This window comes from Cellulomonas sp. SG140 (genome assembly GCF_025770785.1).
Taxonomy (GTDB): Bacteria; Actinomycetota; Actinomycetes; order Actinomycetales; family Cellulomonadaceae; genus Cellulomonas.
Map to the genome: position 1 here is coordinate 27217 of NZ_JANZLA010000008.1, position 18400 is coordinate 45616.

Here is an 18400-nt window from a genome sequence, read left to right on the forward strand (position 1 = left end):
TCACGACAGGGCCGTGAGGCACTCGAACCCGGTGGCGCCCTCGAGGTAGCCGGGCGAGGGCTTCGAGCAGAGGTCGGGCCGCGCGACGACGGAGGACACGCGGTACATCGCCCGGCTGGACGAGCAGTCCACGGAGGTCAGCCTGCCGCCGCTCCCCTCGGCCCAGCAGGACCCGACCCCGTCGGTCGGCGAGGACGAGCCGTGGAGCAACGCCGCCAGGACGAGGAGCAGCACCACCGCACCACCCACCGCAGGGCCCCACCACCCGCGCTTCAGGGCGGCGACCAGACCGCGCGGCTGCGGTCGGGTGACCCAGAACTGCCATCCGGCGGGGGCTGCCGGCCAGGTCGGGTCCGGCAGGTGGCCCCGCCGCGGGTCGAAGCCGGGGGGCGTCAGCCACCCCGGCGGAGCGTTGAAGACGGCGTCCGCACCAACCGCCGGAGCCGCCGTGATCACGCCAGCCCCCCGGTCGGCATCCCGGCCTCGACCTGCTCGCGGATCCCCGCGACGTGGGCGGGGCTCAGCTGCAGCTCCGCGGCGATCGCGGACACCGGCTCGCGCAGCCGGTCGGTGGGCGACAGGCGGGCGCCGAGCAGGACCAGCCGCCGGACGAAGTCCTCGCGGCCGTCGATCGACATGGTGCCCGCGAGGGGTGCCACGTAGGTCAGCGCCGTCCGCCGGTCGGCGAACGCGTTGACGTCGGCCCGCAGCCGGTGCTCGTCGTACGGCTGGGCCACGCCCGGACGGTCCCGCAGGGCCGCGCAGGCCAGGGCGACCACCTGCGGGGTCGGGCTCAGCCGGGACACCAGGTGCGCCACCCCGGCCCGCGCCGCCAGACCCAGCGTGTGCTCGAACACCGCGACGGTCGGCGCCTCCAGAGCCACCTCCGTGAACGTGCCGTGGCACGCGTCGCACTGGACGAAGGTGCCCAGCCGCTCGAGCGGGATGACGGGGATGAAGAACAGCGTGAACCACCGACGGGCGGCGAGGTGCCGGTACGACCGGTCACCCAGGCACCGTGGGCAGTAGAAGACGCCGGTCGCGATCAGCGCCTTGAACGCGCGCCAGCCCCAGATGATCATGCGGTCCCCCTGCGAGCACTGCCGACCCGGTGAGGGCCTCGACCCTCACTGTTGACAGCGCACAGCGTGGCACCGGGACGGTCACCGCGAGGGGCGATCGCACCACCAGCAGGGCGGATTCACTCGAACGCCCAGCCGGACCGCCCAGCCGGACCGCCCGGCGGGACCGCCCGCCGGACCGCCTCGCCGGGCTAACGGGCCACGCGGTACTGCGCGGTGATCGGGCACTCGAACGGGTCGCGGGCGCCCAGCCCCACCCGGTTCAGGTACTGCACCACCGTGCGGTAGGACCGTGCGGCGCTCACCTCCGTGTAGTGGATGCCGTGGGCCCGGCAGAAGTCGCGGACCAGCGGCTGCACCTGACGCAGGTGCGGCCGCGGCATGCTCGGGAACAGGTGGTGCTCGATCTGGTAGTTCAGGCCGCCCATCGCCACGTCCGTCAGCCGACCGCCGCGGATGTTGCGGCTCATCAGCACCTGACGGCGCAGGAAGTCGATCCTGCTGTCCCGCGGCACGATCGGCATGCCCTTGTGGTTGGGCGCGAACACCATGCCCATGTAGAGGCCGAACAGGGCGAGCTGCACGGCGAGGAACGCCACCGCCATCCCGAACGGCAGCAGCCAGAACACCACGGCGAGGTGGCCGCCGAGCCGCAGGGTGACGAAGGCGATCTCGACGGGGCGACGCTTCACCGGACCCCGGCCGAAGATCGTCTTCACCCCGGAGACGTGCAGGTTGAGGCCCTCCAGCAGCAGCAGGGGGAAGAAGAACCACCCCTGCCGCTCGCGGAACCACCGGGCCACCCCCGTGCTGGGACGTCGCTCGTCCTCGTTGTGGAACCGCAGCACGTCCATGTCGATGTCCGGGTCCGCGCCCACCTGGTTGGGCTTGGCGTGGTGCCGGGAGTGCTTGTGCTGCCACCAGCCGTAGCTCATGCCGGCGTACAGGTTGGCGATCACCAGGCTGCCCCAGTCGTTCCACCGGCCGGAGGCGAAGATCTGCCGGTGCGCGGCGTCGTGGCCCAGGAACATCACCTGGCCCAGCAGCAGGGCGAGCAGGGCCGCGACCACCAGCTGCCACCACGAGTGCCCGACGAGCACGAACGCGGCGAACGTGGCGAGCAGTCCGACGGTCAGCACCGCGAACTGCGTCCAGTACCAGCCGAGCCGCCGGCTCATCAGCCCCGACTCCTGCACGGTGCGGGCCAGCTCGGTGAACTCGCTGAGCTGACGCTCACGCGGGCGCAGGACGGGCGGATCGGCGGTCGCGACGGTACGGGTGTCCATGGGTTCCCCTCCGGATAGGCGGGAGGGCAACCCCCACGAGTGTGGGACCGAGGTCCCGGGTGTTGCGAGAGTACGCCCGGTCGGGGCGGGGGCGGCCGACGCGCCGGACGGAGCGGGCGACACGCCGGTCAGCGGCTCTCGACGGCGTCGAGCGCGGCCCGCAGGGCCGACCGCACCTCGACGGCGACCTCGGTGAGGCCGGGACTACCGGTCAGCTGCACCATCAGCACCGGGTCAAGGGCGTCGACCAGGGTGCGGCCGTCGGCGCCCGCGCGGACCGTCAGCGAGCAGGGCAGCAGCAGACCGACCCGCTCGTCCGCCTGCAGCGCCCGGTACGCGTAGGCCGGGTTGCACGCGCCGAGCAGCAGCTCGTGCGGGACGTCGACGTCCAGCTTGGTCTTCAGCGTGCCGGACAGGTCCACCTCGGTCAGGATGCCGAAGCCCTGGGCGGCGAGCGCCTCTCGGAGGGCCGCGACGGTCTGGTCGAAGTCGAGGGCGACGGTGGTGGAGAGGGCGAAGCTCATGGGCGGTCCTCCGACGGCGGCACGACCGCTCGGGCGGCCGAGCTCTCAGTATACCCCTGGGGGTATCGATCGCCACCTGCAGCCCGGACCCGTGCCCGGGCAGCCGCCGGACACGGCGCGGCGGTGCGCACCGGGAGCCGCTGTTCCCCCGATACGCACCGCCGCCGCGTTGCGCTCGGCTACAGAGTGCCTGCGCGCCGCTTGTTGACCAGGTCGAAGGCGACGGCGGCAAGGAGCACGAGGCCCTTGATCGCCATCTGCCAGGCGGGGTTCACCGCCATGATCGACAGGCCCATGTTCAGCACGCCCATGATCAGGGCGCCGACGATCGCGCCCGAGATCCGGCCGATGCCACCGGTGACCGCCGCGCCGCCGATGAAGCAGGCGGCGATCGCGTCGAGCTCGTAGTTGCTGCCTGCCGCGGCCACCGCCGCGCCGGCCCGCGAGGAGGTGACGATGGCCGCGACGCCGGTGAGCGCACCGATGTTGACGAAGATCGAGAAGTCGATCGCCTTGGTGTTGACACCGGACAGGATCGCCGCCGGACGGTTGCCGCCGATGGCGTAGATGCGCCGGCCGAACACCGTGTTGCCCATCACGAACGAGTACGCGATCACCAGCACGCCGACGATCACCAGCACGATCGGCGTGCCGCCCGAGCTGAGGGACAGCACGAACGTCAGGGCGCCGATGGCGAGGGCGACCAGCACGTTCTTGCCGACGAACGCGAGCAGCGACTCCACGTGCAGGCCGTGCTTGCGCTTGGCCACCCGGGACCGCAGCTGCGTGAACACCACCGCGGCGATGCCGACCACGCCGAGCAGCAACGTCAGGGCGTCGAGGTTCCCGGCGAAGCCGAGCACGTTGGGCAGCGACCCGTTGGAGATGCGGACGTAGCCGTTGGGCAGACCCGCGATGGTCTCGCCGACCAGCACGATCGCGAGACCGCGGAACAGCAGCATGCCGGCGAGGGTGACGATGAAGGCCGGGATCCCGACGTAGGCGATCCAGAAGCCCTGCCATGCCCCGGCGAGGGCGCCGACCAGGATGCCCACCAGCACGGCGAGCAGCCACGGCAGGTGCATGTCCCGCATCGAGATGGCGACCACGCCGCCGATGAACGCCACCATCGAGCCGACCGACAGGTCGATGTGCCCGGCGACGATCACCATCAGCATGCCGATGGCCAGGATCATCACGTAGGCGTTCTGCTGGAACAGGCTCGCGACGTTGTTCGCCAGCAGCAGCTTGCCGTGCGTGAGGACCTGGAACAGCAGCAGCAGGACGACGAGCGCGCCGAAGATCCCGTACTGCCGGACGCTGCTGCCCAGTGCCGAGCCCCGGGTCGCCTCACCCTCGACCGCGCCCGTCAGGGGCGTCGTTTCCGTGCTCATCGCGTGATCCCGTTCTTGTCCATGGTCATGAGGTGCATGAGGTGCTCCTGGGTGGCGTCCGCCCTGGCGACCTCGCCCGTGACGCTGCCCTGGCTGAGCGTGTAGATGCGGTCGCAGACCCCGATGAGCTCCGGCAGCTCGGAGGAGATGAGGATGACGGCCTTCCCCTCGTCCGCCAGCCGGTTCACGATCGTGTAGATCTCGTACTTGGCGCCGATGTCGATGCCGCGGGTGGGCTCGTCCAGGATCAGCACGTCCGGGTCGGCGAAGATCCACTTGCTCAGGACGACCTTCTGCTGGTTGCCGCCCGAGAGCTTGCCGACCAGGGCCGCCACCGTGGGCGACTTGACCGCCAGCTCCTTGCGGAACCGTTCCGCCGTGGCGAGCTCGACGTTCTTGTCCACGACGCCCCAGCGGGCGACCTTGCCCAGCGCCGACGCGCTGACGTTGTGCTGGATCGTGTCGATGAGGTTGAGGCCGTACCGCTTGCGGTCCTCGGTGGCGTACGCGATGCCGGCCCGGATGGCGGCCTGCACCGTGGAGGTGTCCACCTCCTCGCCGTTCTTGTAGACCCGGCCCGAGATGCCGGTGCCGTACCGCCGGCCGAAGACGCTCATGGCGAGCTCGGTGCGGCCGGCCCCCATCAGCCCCGCGAGCCCGACGATCTCGCCGCGCCGCACGTTGACCGACGCGTTGCGCACCACGACGCGCTGCCGGTCGATCGGGTGGTGGACCGTCCAGTCCTCGATGCGGAGCACCTCCTCGCCGATCGTCGGCGAGTGCTCCGGGAACCGGTGGTCCAGCGCGCGGCCGACCATGCCCCGGATCAGGCGGTCCTGGGTCACCGGCTCCGCACCGTGCATGTCGAGCGTCTCGATGGTGCGCCCGTCCCGGATCACCGTGGTGGAGTCCGCGATCGCCTCGAGCTCGTTGAGCTTGTGGCTGATGATGATCGAGGTGATGCCGTCGTCCCGCAGGCCGCGGATCAGGTCGAGCAGGTGGTCGCTGTCCTCGTCGTTCAGCGCGGCCGTCGGCTCGTCGAGGATGAGGAGCTTGACCTCCTTGGACAGCGCCTTGGCGATCTCCACCAGCTGCTGCTTGCCCACGCCGATGTCGGTGACGCGGGTGTCCGGGGGCTCGGTGAGCCCGACGCGCCGCAGGAGGCGAGCCGCCTCGGAGTTCGTCTTGTTCCAGTCGACGACGCCGCGCCGGCTGCGCTCGTTGCCGAGGAAGATGTTCTCGGCGAGCGACAGGTACGGGCTGAGCGCGAGCTCCTGGTGGATGATGACGATGCCCTTGCGCTCGGAGTCGCGGATGCCGCGGAACTCCACCGGCTCGCCGTCGAAGACGATCTCGCCCTCGTAGGTGCCGTGCGGGTAGACCCCTGACAGGACCTTCATCAGGGTCGACTTGCCCGCACCGTTCTCACCGCAGATCGCGTGCACCTCGCCGCGCGTGACCGCGAGGTTGACGTCGTTCAGCGCGATGACGCCCGGGAAGCGCTTGGTGATGCCGCGCATCTCCAGGATGGTGCTCTGCTCCATGAGTTCCTCACTCCGGTCGGACTGCTGGGACGGACGGGCGCCGCCGGCCCGCAGCTGCGGACCGGCGGCGTCCCGAGGTCACAGACCCAGGTCGGAGGCGCTGTAGAAGCCGGAGTCGACCAGTGCGGACTTGACGTTGTCCTTGGTGACCACCTGCGGAGCGAGCAGGTAGGTCGGGACGACCTTCTTGCCGTTGTCGTACGTCTTGGTGTCGTTGACGTCAACGGTCTGGCCCTTGACCACCTGGTCGACCATCTTGGCGACCTCGTCACCGAGCGCCCGGGTGTCCTTCCAGACCGTCATGGACTGCTTGCCCTGGAGCATGTTCAGGACGTTCGCCTTGTCGGCGTCCTGGCCGGTCAGCACGGGCCAGTCGGAACCCGGCTTGTAGCCGGCCGCGTCGAGGGCCTGGGCGATGCCGAGCGCGAGGGAGTCGTTCGGGGACAGGACGACCTGGATCTTCTTGCCGCCCGCGTAGAACGAGTTGATGCGGTTCTGCATCTCGGACTGAGCCGTCTCGGACTTCCACTCCTGGATGCCGATCGAGGTCCAGTCGGCGTCCGTCTTCGGGGCCTTGCCCGAGGGGACGACGAGCTTGCCGGACTGGACGTAGGGGTTCAGCACGTCCCAGGCGCCGGAGAAGAAGAACTTGGCGTTGTTGTCGTCGGGCGAACCGGCGAAGGGCTCGAGGTTGAACGGACCCTTGCCGTCCTTCAGGCCGAGGGCCGTCTCGATGAACTGGCCCTGCAGCTGGCCGACCTTGTAGTTGTCGAACGTGGCGTAGTAGTCGACGTTCGGCGACTCGTTGATCAGGCGGTCGTAGGCGATCACCTTCGCGCCCTTGTCGGCGGCCTGCTGCAGCACCGGGCCGAGCGCCTTGCCGTCGATGGAGGCGATGACCAGGACCTTGGCGCCCTGGTTGATCATGTTCTGCAGCTGCGTGACCTGCTGGTCCACCTTGTTGTCGGCGTACTGCAGGCTGGTCTGGTAGCCGGCCTTCTTCAGCAGCTCCTCGAGGTGGGCACCGTCACGGTTCCACCGCTCGAGGCTCTTGGTCGGCATCGCGATGCCGACGAGGGTGCTCGCCGCGTTCGCCGAGGTGGCGCCCCCGGCGGGGGTGTTGTTGCTGCGGGTGCTGCTGCATCCGGCGACCGAGGCGAGCGCGAGAGCCGCGCCCATCACGACCGCGACCAGCTTGGTCCGTGTCAACGTCATCGTCGTCCTGACCTCTCACAACACCGACCGGACCCCCCGGTCGGGTGCACGGCGCCGCTCCGTCGCGGGCCGCCGTCGTGGGGGCTCGGCGGCGCGTGCCGGCCGGTACCCCTTTTTGTTGTCGGGCAGAACTAAACCATCGTCGGACAGGGTCGGACAACGCTTCGACGGGTCGGCAAGGTCACAATGCGGCAACGGTGGCCGCGACGGGGTCAGGCGACCCAGGCCTCGGCGTCGTCCACGACGCCCCGCAGGACGGTCAGCGCGCCGCCCGCCATCGCGGGCAGCTCCCCGGCGCGGGCGCGGGTCACGGCCGGCGTCGACCACGGGGCGAAGATCACCATCTGCTGCAGGCAGTCCTCGACCTGGCGGTGCAGGTGGTCGAAGAGCTGACCGAAGCTGCCGCCCAGCACCACCTCGCCGATGTCGAGGATGTTGGCCGCCGCCGCGAGCGCCGTGCCGAGCATCCGTCCGGCGTCCCGGACCGCCGCCAACGGCTGGGCCTCGCCGCGCTCGGCAGCAGCCGCGAGGTCGGCGATCGTCGCTCCGACCGGCATGCCGGCCGCGCGCAGCATCAGTGCCTGGCCCGCGAGCGCCTCGAGGCCGCCCCGTTCGGCGCCGAGCGCAGGTTCCACCACCACGTGCCCGATCTCACCGCTCCACCCGTGCCGCCCCGCGAAGATCTCGCCCTCGAGCACGATCGCGCCACCGATGCCGAGCTCGCCCGAGACGTAGAAGAACGACGGCGCCACCCGGCCCCGACGTGCCCACGCCTCGGCCCGGGCGGCCAGGTTCGCCTCGTTCGCCAGGCTGGGCGGGAAGGCGGCCAGCACCGGGTGCCGGGACATCAGCCGGACGACGTCGACGTCGCGCCACCCGAGGTTGGGCGCGTACCGGAGGGGACCGGTGACCCGGTTGACCAGGCCGGGCAGCGCCAGCGCCGTGCCCGCCACCCGCAGCTCCGCCTCCTGCAGGTCCAGGATCACCCGGCCGGCCAGGTCGGCGAGGCGGCCCAGGGTGACCTCCGGGTCGCTGCCGCGCAGGTCCTCGTCGACCACCTGCTCGAACAGGACGCGTCCGGCGAGGTCTACCGCGCGCAGGCCGTAGTAGTCGACGTTCACCTCCATCCCCAGCGCGGCCACCGTGCCGAGGGCCCCGGCCAGCGGCACCGCCGGCCGGCCGGCGCGGCCGACCAGCACCGGGTCGAGCTCGCGGACCAGCCCGGCGGACAGCAGCTGGTCGGCGATGCCGGAGACGGTGCCGCGGGACAGCCCGAGCGAGGCGGCGATCTGGGCGCGGGAGACGGGCTCACGGGCCTGCAGCACGGCGCCGAGCACAGCCGAGAGCGGGGAGACGCGAGCCGGGCGCGCGGCACCACGGCTGGCGGAGGCGTCCCCGTCGACGCCGTCGGGCTGCATGGCGCACACCCTAGCGGCGGGCGCGCTCACTCCCCTCGGCGCACGCTCAGCGGCCGCGGAGCTCGACCCGGCGGATCTTGCCCGAGATCGTCTTGGGCAGGACGTCGACGAACTCGACGACGCGCGGGTACTTGTACGGCGCCGTCCGGGACTTCACGAACTGCTGGATCTCGTGCGCCAGCTCGGTGGACGCCGTGTACGGCTCGGCCAGGACGATGGTCGCCTTGATCACCACGCCGCGGATCTCGTCCGGGACACCGGTGATGGCGCACTCCCGCACGGCGGGGTGGTCGTGCACGATCGACTCGACCTCGAACGGGCCGACGCGGTAGCCGGACGTCTTGATCATGTCGTCGGTGCGGCCGACGTACCAGAGGTAGCCGTCGGCGTCCGCCGTCGCCAGGTCGTGCGTGTGGTAGTACCCGTCGTGCCAGGCGGCGTCGGTGATCGCGTCGTCGTCGGCGTAGCCGAGGAACAGGCCGAGCGGGCGGGCGTCGCGGTCGGCGCGGACGCAGATCTCGCCCTCCTCCCCCGCGCCCGCGACGGTGCCGTCCTCGCGGAGCAGCACCACGTCGTACGCGGGCGACGGGGTGCCCATCGAGCCGGGACGACCCTCCTGCCAGTACGCGGTGAATGCGGCCAGCGTCATCTCCGTCTGGCCGTAGCCCTCCTTGAGGTCCAGCCCCGTCAGGGCGCGGAACTTGTCCGCGACCGCGGGGTTCATCGCCTCGCCGGCCGTGGTCGCGTGGCGCAGGTTCGACAGGTCGTAGCCGGACAGGTCCTCGGCGACCAGGAAGCGGTAGATGGTGGGCGGGGCGCAGAACGTCGTCACCTGCGCGTCGTGCAGGTGCTGCAGCATCCTCTTGGGGTCGAACCGGTCGAAGTCGTAGACGTCGACCGCGGCCTCCAGCAGCCACTGCCCGTAGAGCTTGCCCCACACCGACTTCGCCCAGCCGGTCTCGCTGACGGTCAGGTGCAGGCCGTCCGGGTCGACGTGCTGCCAGTACTTGGCCGTGGGGATGTGCGCGATCGGGTAGCTGTGGTCGTGCAGCACCATCTTCGGCTCGGCAGTGGTGCCGGAGGTGAAGTAGAGCAGCAGCGGGTCCTTCGTGACCGGACGGTCGGCGCCCGTCGGGGCGACGAACGGCGGTGCGGCGGCGACGCCCGCGTCGAAGTCGTCCCAGCCCTCACGTGCCCCGTGGACCGCCGCCCGGATCAGGCCGATGCCCAGGTCGGCGGCGGCCTCGTCGACCGCGGCGGCGACGTCGCCCTCCTGGGTGCAGACGACCGCGCGGATCTCGGCCTTGCGCAGGCGGTAGTGCAGGTCGTGCGTCTTCAGCTGGTTGGTGGCCGGCACCGCGACGGCGCCGATCTTGTGCAGGCCGACGATCGCCCACCAGAACTGCGGGTGGCGCTTGAGGATCAGCAGCACCCGGTCGCCCTTGCGGACGCCGGCCTGCTGGAAGTACGACGCCGCCTGGTCCGACAGGCGCGCGATGTCGCCGAACGTGTACTCCTCGACCGCGCCGGAGTCGTCCGTCCAGCGCAGCGCCCGCTTGTCCGGGCTCCGGCGGGCCAGCTCGTCCACGACGTCGTACCCGAAGCTGAAGTCGGGCGGACAGGTCAGCGAGAAGGCGGTGGGGTGGCCCTCGGCGCCCACGGTCTCGGTGAGGTAGCGCTGGTGCAGGGCAGGCATGTGACGGTCCTTGCGGGGTGACGAGGAGGGGTCACGACGAGCGTCCCGCGGGAGCGGCACGACGTCGACCCCGCCAGCCGTGCCCGGCGACGCTACTCCCCTGCGCCGACCAGGACGTGGGCCGTCTCGCCCGTGGTGCAGGGCCTCAGTCCTCCCGCCGCTCACCCGGTCGCGGACGAACCGTGGTGAGGGCCGCCAGCTGGTGTGCTCGCTGCTCCGTGGCCCGCGCCCAGACGTCCGCCAGCACCTCGCCGTCCCGCCCACGAATCGTCACGAGCATCTGCGACGCCAGGCGTCCCGCGACGAAGAGCGTCAGCTGGTCCGGCGTCTCGACGACCCATCGCACAGGCTGTGCGCCTAGCCGGGCACTGCCGCTCGTCGGGACCCACTCGACGGTCCCCGGTGAGAATCGGAGGGCTCCGGGCAGGGTGGTGCTCGGGCTCCTCGTCCTGAGCCGTGCTGCGCCTTCCCTCGCCGCCCAGACGGGAAGCAGGGCAGGGCAGGTGCCGCCCACCGCGCGGCTCGCACGGACCCGAACAGCGAGCAGGAGTGCGGTGAAGGCGAGCAGGCCGATCGCGGCGATCACCAGCGTAGGGACGACGCCGACCACGACGGCTTGCCGGACGAGCGGGAGCACGACCACGGCGCCGAGCACCGCGACCTGCGTCCGTCTTCCCTTCATCCGCTCGCGCGCGTAGGCGTCCGGAGTCGTCCGTCCAGCTCGATCGCTTTGCACGCGCGGCCCCTCTCGCAACCGGGCTGCTTCAGCCGGCTGTGCGACCGTACCGGGGCGGGGCGGTCGCACCGGGACCTCTCAGCTGTCCCGCGGCGGCGCCAGGCGGCGGGAGGCCGCGAGGGCGAGGAGGTGGAAGGCCTGGGCCTCGGCCGAGCGGCCCGGGCGGTCGAAGTGCGGGGCGCCGCAGACCGGTTCGACGAAGCCCTCCGGGGTCATGTGGGCGACAGCGGTGGCGAGCAGCGAGCGGGCGGTGGCGGCGTACGGGGCCGGCGGCAGCCAGCCGTCCGCCACGCCCGTGAACAGGGCGTACGCCAGCATCTGGGCGACGTTGAGCTCGGTGAAGGTCGACGCGTCGTCGAGGACGTCGTGGAACGTGCCGTCCGGTTCGCGGTGAGCCAGGCAGGCGTCGACGACGGTGCGGGCGTGGGCGGTGGCGACGGCGCGCAGCTCGTGGGTCGGATCGGCGAGCAGGTGGACGGCACGGGCGAGCCCGGCGACCACCCAGCCGTTGCCGGTGCCCCAGTGCGCGGCGCGCAGCAGGGTGCCGGAGTCCTCGTCGTACTGGTGCGCGTACAGCCCTGAGGACGGGTCGAACAGCCGGTCGGCGTGCCCGCGCAGCTGTCGCAGGGCCTCGTCGGGACGGCCTGCCAGCACCAGCACCGGGAGCAGCATGTAGACGGAGTCCACCCACACCTGGTGCGTGCCCTCGAGGTGGAACAGGGTGCCGTCGGCCGCCCGTGGGCAGGTCTCGACCAACCAGCGCACCTGCCGGTCGAACCCCGCGGCGCACTCCGCCGACCCGGTGCGGCTTGCGACGCGGTGCACCACCTCGCCGAGCGCGCCGCAGTTGACCAGCCCGGAGTCATCCAGCTCGCCGAGCCGCCCGTCCGCCGTCTGCCGCGTCACGGCGTCGAGCGCCATCGGCACCACCAGGTCGTCGCGGCCGAGGTCGAGCAGCGCGTGCGAGGCGACGCCCTGCTCCCACGAGTGCCGCTGCATGGCCAGCAGGGCGTGCAGCACGGGCATGAGGGTCACGTCGTCGTCCACCGGTCGATCATGCGTCGGCGCACGTGGACGGGCCGGTCGGCGGCCGGTTCCCTACGCTGGCGCCAGGCTCGGGGCGAGGAGGTCGGTGTCGGTGACGTCGCGTGAGCAGGACCCGTCGACGCGGTTCGAGGCGGAGCCGGGCACCGATCCGGAACACTGGTTCCTCTCCGCGGCGGACCGCGGCAACCCGGACACCGTGCTGGACACCCGGCACGCCGACGGCCTCGCGTGGACCCTCGGCAACGAGGTGACGCCCCTGGTGCACGGCTCGGCGTACTTCGCGGCGCTGCTCGCCGCCGTCCAGGCGATGGGCGACGGGGACCTGTTGCTGTTCACCGACTGGCGGGGCGACCCCGACGAGCGGCTCGGTGGGCCGGGCACCGAGGTGGGACCGGTGTTCGCGGCGGCCGCCGCACGCGGTGTGGACGTGCGCGGGCTGGTGTGGCGGTCGCACTGGGACCGGTTCCGGTTCAGCGCGGCGCAGAACCGGCACCTCGGGGAGGAGATCGAGGCGGCCGGCGGGCAGTGCCTGCTGGACATGCGGGTGCGACCGCTGGGGTCCCACCACCAGAAGCTGGTGGTGCTGCGGCACCGCGACCGGCCGCAGGACGACGTGGCGTTCATCGGCGGCATCGACCTGTGCCACAGCCGGCACGACGACGAGGCGCACCACGGCGACCCGCAGCCGGTGGAGATGGCCGCGGTGTACGGGCCGACCCCGCCGTGGCACGACGTGCAGCTGCAGATCCAGGGCCCGGCGGTCGGCGACGCCGAGGCGGTGTTCCGCGAGCGCTGGCAGGACGCGACGCCGTTGACGCTGAACCCGCTGCGCCGGCTCGAGGACCTGCTGCGCGGCACCCGCACCCGGGTGCGGCCGCTGCCGCCGCAGCACCCGGACCCGGAGCCGTGCGGCACCGCGGCCGTGCAGCTGCTGCGCACGTATCCGCCGCGGTTCCCGCCCTACCCGTTCGCCCGCCGTGGCGAGCGGTCGGTGGCGCGCGGCTACATTTCCGCGTTGGGGCAGGCGCGTCGGCTGGTGTACCTCGAGGACCAGTACCTGTGGTCGGCGGACGTGGCGGCGGCGTTCGCGCGGGCGCTGCGGCGGTCGCCGGACCTGCGGCTGGTGGTGATCGTGCCGCTGCACGCCGACCAGGGCGGACGCGACGCCGAGGTGCCCACCGAGCTGGGGCGGCTGCACGCGCTGCGGCTGCTGCGACGGGCCGGCGGTCGGCGCGTCGGCATCTACGGCGTGGAGAACGAGGCCGGGACGCCGATCTACGTGCACGCCAAGGTGTGCGTGGTGGACGACGCGTGGGCGTGCATCGGGTCGGACAACGCGAACCGGCGGTCGTGGACGCACGACAGCGAGCTGAGTGCGGCCTTCGTCGAGGGGACCACCACGGGCACCGCCCGGTCGTTGCGGGTGGAGCTGGCCGCCGAGCACCTGGGCGCGGCGGCGCCCGACGACCTGGACGACCCGGTGGCGTGGTTCGACGCGTACCGGAGCGCGGCCGAGGCGCTCGACGCCTGGTACGCGGGTGGACGACGAGGGCCGCGGCCGCCGGGCCGGGTGCGGACCTACCGGCCGGGGCACATCAGCGTGCTCGACCGGCTGTGGGCCGAACCGTTCTACCGGTGGGTGTACGACCCGGACGGCCGGACGCCGGCGGACCGGCTCGCGCGGCGGTTCTGACCTCCCGCCGAGCGACCCGGCCGCGCCGTCGGCCGGCGGTCAGCGCGCCGGCGTCAGCGCGCCGGCGTCAGCGCCCGCAGCCGGTCGCCCAGCTCGGTGGCGAAGAACTCGAGGAACCCGTCGGGGTCCGGGCCGCCGTTCATGGTGACCAGGTGGTCGAACCCCGCGTCGACGAAGGTCTGCGCGACCTCGACGTGCCGCTCCACGTCCGGGCCGCACGCGAACATCGACCGCATGTCGTCGCCCCGCACGTGCTTGGTCGCTGCGTCGAAGTTCACCGGGTTGGGCAGCTCGCTCATCACCTTCCAGCCGGGGACGACGAACCGCGTCTTCTCCAGCAGGGCCTGCACCGCCTGCTCCTCGTCGGGCGCCCAGGCCAGCGGGATCTCCGCGTACCGAGGGCCGTCGCCGGTGAACCCGGCCAGCAGCTCCCCCAGCGGCTCCACGGCGAACACCCCGTCGCCGAACTCGTTGGCCAGCTCCAACGACGCGTGGCCGCTGATCGCCACGGCGATCGGCGGGAGCTCTTCCGGCAGGTCGAACACCCGCGCGTCCTCCAGCTGCAGGTGGAGGCCGTCGTACGAGCGGTAGCCGCCCTCCCACAGCATGCGGATGATCTCCAGCGCCTCGCGCAGCGCCTCGTGCCGCTGCCGGGCGGCCGGGACGCCGGTGCCGATCACGTGCTCGTTGAGCCGCTCGCCGGCCCCGACACCGAGCGTGAACCGGCCCTCGGAGATCAGCTGCAGGGTGGCGGCCTGCTGGGCGACGACGGCCGGGTGGTACCGGTACGACGGGCACGTCACGCCCGTGACCAGGCCGATCGTCTCCGTCTTCGCGGCGATGGCGCCGAGCATCACCCAGGTGTTGCCGCTGTGCCCCTGGGACTCCAGCCACGGGTGGAAGTGGTCGCTGAGCTCGACGAAGTCGAACCCCGCCTGCTCGGCGGCGAGCGCCTGCCGGACGATCTCCTGCGGGCCGAAGCCCTCCGTCATCAGCTTGTAGCCGATCCTCATCGCTGCTCCCCTGCGTCGACCGGTGGGTACCGCTCCACCGTCACCCGCGGTGCCCGGGCCCGCATCCCGGGGTTCGCGGGCGCGACGGGAGACCGGCCTCAGCCGAGGTCGTTGCGGAACCGCCCGGTGACGTCGTCCACGGCCGCCCCGACGGTCGGCGCGAACCGGTCCGGGCCGAACCGCTCGTCCAGGCCCAGCCGGTGCAACCGGTCCCGGACCGGGTCCTTCATCTCCGCGATCACCAGCCGGATGCCGCGGGAGGCGAGGTGGTCGTCGAGCTCCACGAGCTCGTCCACCGCGGTGGCGTCCACGTCCGTGATCGGCTCCGCGGCGAGGATCACCGTGCTGACCGGACCGGCGGCGGCGTCGACCACCGCCCGCACGTAGTCGTCGAAGATCCGCCCGTTGGCGAAGAACAGCGGGGCGTCGAACCGGACGATCACCAGGCCGGGGATCCGCTCCGCGGCCGGGTTGCGGCTGACGTCGTGGTACCCGCGCACGCCCGGCACCAGCCCCAGCTCCGCGCGGTACGGCCGCCACGCCTGCTGCACGAACGCGAGGAACGAGAGGGCGACGGCGACGACGATGCCGCGCAGCACGCCGACCAGGACGATCCCGCCGAGGGCCGCCAGTGACAGCAGCCCCTCCACCGGGCTGGTCCGCAGCAGCCGCACGAACCCCGGCACGTCCACCAGCCCGGCCGCCGCGACGATCACCACCGCGGCGAGCGTCGCGGACGGCAGGTATCCCGTCACGCCTGGCGCGGCGAGCACGAAGGCCGTCACCAGCAGCGCCCCGACCACGCCGACCAGCTGCGTGCGGCCGCCGGCCTGGTCCGCGACGGCACTGCGCGACGACGACGCCGACACGGGGAAGCCGCCGGTGAGCCCGCTCGCCAGGTTGGCCACCCCGATGGCACCCATCTCGTGGCTGCCGTCCACCGAGTCGCCGCGCCGGGCGGCGAGCGTGCGGGACAGCACGCCGGTGTCGGCGAACGCGATCAGCGCGATGCCGAGCGCCGGCCCGGTCAGCGCGCCGACGTCGCGCCACGTGACACCGGCCAGCTCCGGCGCCGGCAGCCCGGCCGGCAGCGCCCCGACCACCGGCAGCCGGGCGCGCCAGCCGAGGGCGGCGACCAGCGCCGTCGAGACGACGACCGCGACCAGCACCCCGGGGATCCGGCCGGCCACCCGGTGCCCGGCGAGCAGGCGCAGGCCGAGGATCACCAGGAGGGAACCGAGACCGAACGCGAGCGCCATCGGCTCGGTGCGGCCGTCGGCGATGCCGCGGGCCGTCTCCGCCACCTGCTGCAGCGGTGAGTCCGTGCCGATGGAGAAGCCCAGCAGCTTCGGCAGCTGGCCGACCACCACCACCAGCGCGATGCCGTTGAGGTAGCCGATGCGGATCGGCTTGGACAGCAGGTCGGTCACCAGGCCCAGCCGCAGCACCCCGCCGAGCAGCAGCACCGCGCCGACCAGCAGCGCGAGCACACCGCCGAGGGCGATCGCGCGGCGGTCGTCGCCCAGGGCCAGCGGCACGACGGCGGCGGCGATGATCGGCGCGAGCGAGGAGTCCGGGCCGAGCACCAGCACGCGCGACGGACCGACCAGCGCGTAGACCAGCAGCGGCACGACGGTCGCGTACAGCCCGGCCTGCGGCGGGAGGCCGGCGGCCTGCGCGTAGCCCATCCCGGCGGGGATCAGCAGGGCGGTGACGACGACGCCGGCGGTGAGGTCCTCGCGCAGGCACGCACGCCGGTAGCCCCGCGCGACGCCCACCCCGGGCAGCAGGTGCTCGAGCCGGTGGCCCATGCACCGACCCTAGTGAGCGCCCCGCCGCACCGGCCCTGGTGCCGCGCGCGCTCCGCCTGCCGCGGCTCGCCGTGGACGGAGGTGCGGATCGCCGCAGATGCCGCGAAGGTGTGCGATGTGACAGCGGCCTCTGCCCTCGGCGCGACGACTGCCGTCGTCGTCCTCGCCCTGGTGCTCGGGTTCGCCGTCAGCCGCCCGCGCGGGCTCCCCGAGGCCGTGGCGGCCGTGCCGGCGGCGGTGCTGGTGCTGGTGGTCGGGCTGGTGCCCTGGCGTGCGGCGTGGGACGAGATCTCCGGGCTCGCGCCGACCGTCGGCTTCCTCGCGGCGATCCTGGCGCTGGCGGAGCAGGCCCGCGCGCACGGGGTGTTCACGTGGGCCGGTGAACGGATGGCCCGGGCGTCGACCGGCTCGGCGCCGCGGCTGCTCGGTGCCGTGTTCGTGGTGGCCGCGGCGACCACCGCGGTGCTGAGCCTGGACGCCACCGTGGTGCTGCTGACGCCCGTCGTGCTGGCCGCCGCCACCGCGATCCGCGCACGGCCCCGCCCCGGCGTCTACGCCTCCACCCACCTGGCGAACTCAGCCTCGACGCTGCTGCCGGTGTCGAACCTGACCAACCTGCTGGCGTTCGGTGCCGCCGGGCTGTCGTTCGCCGGGTTCAGCGCCCTGATGGCGCTCCCGTGGGTGGTGACGGTGGCCGCGGAGTACGTCGTCTTCCGGCTGTTCTTCCGCTCCGACCTGCGCACGCCCGTGCACGAGACGCCGGTGCAGGTCGGCCCGGCGCCGGTGTTCGCCCTGGTGGTGCTGGGTGCGGCGCTGGTCGGGTTCGCCGCCGCCGAGCCGATCGGCGTGCCGCCGGCGCTGGTCGCGGTGGTCGCCGTCGTGGTGCTGGCGGCGCGCAACCTGCGGCACGCCCCCGTGCCCACGCTGCGCCGGCTGGTGCACGCCGCCAACCCGGTGTTCCTGCTGTTCGTGCTGGCCCTCGGCGTGGTGGTGCTGGGCGTGCGGCTCGGCCCGCTCGGCACCGGGCTGGCGCACCTGGTGCCGACCCGTGCCGACCTGCCGGGGCTGCTGCTGGCCGCCGGGCTCGCGGCGGTCGCGGCGAACGTGCTGAACAACCTGCCGGCGACCCTGGTGCTGGTGCCGGTGGTGGCGCACTCCCCCGCGCTGGTGCTGGCGACGTTGCTGGGCCTGAACATCGGCCCGAACCTGACCTACGTGGGGTCGTTGGCGACGCTGCTGTGGCGGCAGGTGCTGCACGGCCACGGCAAGGCGCCGTCCACGTCGGTGTTCGTGCGGCTGGGCCTGGCGACGGTGCCGGTGACGCTGGTGCTGGCGGTGGTGGCGCTGTGGGTGTCGGTGCGGATCGGAGGCGTGCGATGAGGGCGGTCGTCTGGTTGATGGAGGGCACCTGGGAGGCGTGCGTCGATGCGGCGGCGGGCCTCGGGCTCACCGACGTGCGGCTGGTGCACGTGCTCGACGAGGACACCGAGGCGGGGTGGGAGGGCGGCCCGCTCGGCCTGATGGGCCGCGGACGACGACGGGCCGACGACCGCCACGGTGCCGGGCGTGCGGGCAACCCGCTCGACGAGGCGGGGAGCGGTCTGCTGACCGCGGCGGCGGCCCGGCTCGGCGACCGGTCCGGCGGTGCGGGCGACCCCGGCGCAGGCCCGGAGGTGCTCCAGCTGCACGGCCGCACCGAGACGGCCGTGCTGGACGCCTGTGCCGGTGCCGACCTGCTGATCTGCGCGCGCGACGGCGTCCGCACCGAACGGGGCCCGCACAGCCTGAGCAAGGTGACCCGCTACGTGGTGGACCACGCGCCGTGCGCGGTGCTGCTCGTCTGGCCGGAGGAGGTCCCGGCCGGCGTGGACCTGCCGCCGGCGCCCCGCCCTCAGCACTAGCCGGACGAGATGAGCACATCGCATCGAGACGAGCAGAACG

General features: G+C 72.8%; 16 protein-coding genes. 3 read left to right on the plus strand and 13 right to left on the minus strand.

Translation table 11 applies throughout. The features are described from left to right. The 11 genes from N0B34_RS14300 to N0B34_RS14350 all read right to left on the minus strand — a co-directional run bounded on the left by N0B34_RS14300 (position 1) and on the right by N0B34_RS14350 (position 11942). Positions 1-456 carry a hypothetical protein gene (locus tag N0B34_RS14300; RefSeq protein ID WP_263732088.1) on the minus strand — a complete coding sequence of 152 codons (456 nt, stop codon included), beginning with the start codon at positions 454-456 and terminating at the stop codon, positions 1-3. Next, on the minus strand, positions 453-1082 hold the full coding sequence (locus N0B34_RS14305; RefSeq protein ID WP_263732089.1) for a zinc ribbon domain-containing protein: 630 nt from the start codon (positions 1080-1082) through the stop codon (positions 453-455). The genes N0B34_RS14300 and N0B34_RS14305 overlap by 4 nt, the downstream gene beginning before the upstream one ends. Before the next feature lie 191 nt (positions 1083-1273). Continuing rightward, on the minus strand, positions 1274-2368 hold the full coding sequence (locus tag N0B34_RS14310) for a fatty acid desaturase family protein (RefSeq protein WP_263732090.1): 1095 nt from the start codon (positions 2366-2368) through the stop codon (positions 1274-1276). Between the two features lie 128 nt (positions 2369-2496). Continuing rightward, positions 2497-2892, minus strand: coding sequence for a DUF302 domain-containing protein (locus N0B34_RS14315; protein WP_263732091.1), 396 nt, complete (start codon positions 2890-2892; stop codon positions 2497-2499). Between the two features lie 179 nt (positions 2893-3071). Then, positions 3072-4286 carry a multiple monosaccharide ABC transporter permease gene (gene mmsB, locus N0B34_RS14320; RefSeq protein ID WP_263732092.1) on the minus strand — a complete coding sequence of 405 codons (1215 nt, stop codon included), beginning with the start codon at positions 4284-4286 and terminating at the stop codon, positions 3072-3074. After that, positions 4283-5830, minus strand: a complete 1548-nt coding sequence (gene mmsA, locus N0B34_RS14325; RefSeq protein ID WP_263732093.1) for a multiple monosaccharide ABC transporter ATP-binding protein — start codon at positions 5828-5830, stop codon at positions 4283-4285. Before mmsA ends, mmsB begins: the two co-directional genes overlap by 4 nt. Positions 5831-5908: 78 nt before the next feature. After that, positions 5909-7045, minus strand: a complete 1137-nt coding sequence (gene chvE / locus N0B34_RS14330) for a multiple monosaccharide ABC transporter substrate-binding protein (protein ID WP_263732094.1) — start codon at positions 7043-7045, stop codon at positions 5909-5911. Between the two features lie 212 nt (positions 7046-7257). Beyond that, entirely contained in the window at positions 7258-8463 is a 1206-nt protein-coding gene (locus tag N0B34_RS14335; RefSeq protein WP_263732095.1) for an ROK family transcriptional regulator, read from the minus strand. Positions 8464-8509: 46 nt separating this feature from the next. Then, a complete protein-coding gene (locus N0B34_RS14340) occupies positions 8510-10159 on the minus strand; it encodes an AMP-binding protein (RefSeq protein ID WP_263732096.1) in 1650 nt (549 codons plus the stop codon). A gap of 145 nt (positions 10160-10304) precedes the next feature. Continuing rightward, positions 10305-10505, minus strand: a complete 201-nt coding sequence (locus N0B34_RS14345) for a hypothetical protein (protein ID WP_263732097.1) — start codon at positions 10503-10505, stop codon at positions 10305-10307. 468 nt (positions 10506-10973) lie between these two features. Then, a complete protein-coding gene (locus N0B34_RS14350; protein WP_263732098.1) occupies positions 10974-11942 on the minus strand; it encodes a glycoside hydrolase family 88 protein in 969 nt (322 codons plus the stop codon). A gap of 91 nt (positions 11943-12033) precedes the next feature. Between N0B34_RS14350 and N0B34_RS14355 the strand changes: the two genes are divergently transcribed. Next, a complete protein-coding gene (locus tag N0B34_RS14355) occupies positions 12034-13635 on the plus strand; it encodes a phospholipase D-like domain-containing protein (protein WP_263732099.1) in 1602 nt (533 codons plus the stop codon). Positions 13636-13688: 53 nt separating this feature from the next. Here N0B34_RS14355 and N0B34_RS14360 read toward each other — a convergent pair whose 3' ends face one another. After that, the gene (locus tag N0B34_RS14360) at positions 13689-14648 is read right to left on the minus strand and encodes a TIGR03557 family F420-dependent LLM class oxidoreductase (RefSeq protein ID WP_263732100.1); all 960 of its coding nucleotides are present in this window, start codon (positions 14646-14648) and stop codon (positions 13689-13691) included. Positions 14649-14746: 98 nt separating this feature from the next. Beyond that, positions 14747-16459: a SulP family inorganic anion transporter gene (locus tag N0B34_RS14365; protein ID WP_263732101.1), complete on the minus strand. Its 1713-nt coding sequence runs from the start codon at positions 16457-16459 to the stop codon at positions 14747-14749. 117 nt (positions 16460-16576) lie between these two features. Here N0B34_RS14365 and N0B34_RS14370 point away from each other — a divergent pair, with 117 nt between their 5' ends. Both N0B34_RS14370 and N0B34_RS14375 read left to right on the plus strand, forming a co-directional pair. Beyond that, positions 16577-17839: an ArsB/NhaD family transporter gene (locus N0B34_RS14370; RefSeq protein ID WP_263732102.1), complete on the plus strand. Its 1263-nt coding sequence runs from the start codon at positions 16577-16579 to the stop codon at positions 17837-17839. Beyond that, on the plus strand, positions 17836-18360 hold the full coding sequence (locus tag N0B34_RS14375) for a hypothetical protein (RefSeq protein ID WP_263732103.1): 525 nt from the start codon (positions 17836-17838) through the stop codon (positions 18358-18360). Before N0B34_RS14370 ends, N0B34_RS14375 begins: the two co-directional genes overlap by 4 nt. Positions 18361-18400 lie beyond the last annotated feature (40 nt).

What these genes read in the sequence shown, in the direction of transcription:
- N0B34_RS14365 (WP_263732101.1), bottom strand. Translation starts at nt 16,459, where the DNA reads ATGGGCCACCGGCTCGAGCACCTGCTGCCCGGGGTGGGCGTCGCGCGG.
- N0B34_RS14310 (WP_263732090.1), bottom strand. Translation starts at nt 2,368, where the DNA reads ATGGACACCCGTACCGTCGCGACCGCCGATCCGCCCGTCCTGCGCCCG.
- N0B34_RS14375 (WP_263732103.1), top strand. Translation starts at nt 17,836, where the DNA reads ATGAGGGCGGTCGTCTGGTTGATGGAGGGCACCTGGGAGGCGTGCGTC.
- chvE (WP_263732094.1), bottom strand. Translation starts at nt 7,045, where the DNA reads ATGACGTTGACACGGACCAAGCTGGTCGCGGTCGTGATGGGCGCGGCT.
- N0B34_RS14305 (WP_263732089.1), bottom strand. Translation starts at nt 1,082, where the DNA reads ATGATCATCTGGGGCTGGCGCGCGTTCAAGGCGCTGATCGCGACCGGC.
- N0B34_RS14335 (WP_263732095.1), bottom strand. Translation starts at nt 8,463, where the DNA reads ATGCAGCCCGACGGCGTCGACGGGGACGCCTCCGCCAGCCGTGGTGCC.
- mmsA (WP_263732093.1), bottom strand. Translation starts at nt 5,830, where the DNA reads ATGGAGCAGAGCACCATCCTGGAGATGCGCGGCATCACCAAGCGCTTC.
- N0B34_RS14340 (WP_263732096.1), bottom strand. Translation starts at nt 10,159, where the DNA reads ATGCCTGCCCTGCACCAGCGCTACCTCACCGAGACCGTGGGCGCCGAG.
- N0B34_RS14360 (WP_263732100.1), bottom strand. Translation starts at nt 14,648, where the DNA reads ATGAGGATCGGCTACAAGCTGATGACGGAGGGCTTCGGCCCGCAGGAG.
- N0B34_RS14315 (WP_263732091.1), bottom strand. Translation starts at nt 2,892, where the DNA reads ATGAGCTTCGCCCTCTCCACCACCGTCGCCCTCGACTTCGACCAGACC.
- mmsB (WP_263732092.1), bottom strand. Translation starts at nt 4,286, where the DNA reads ATGAGCACGGAAACGACGCCCCTGACGGGCGCGGTCGAGGGTGAGGCG.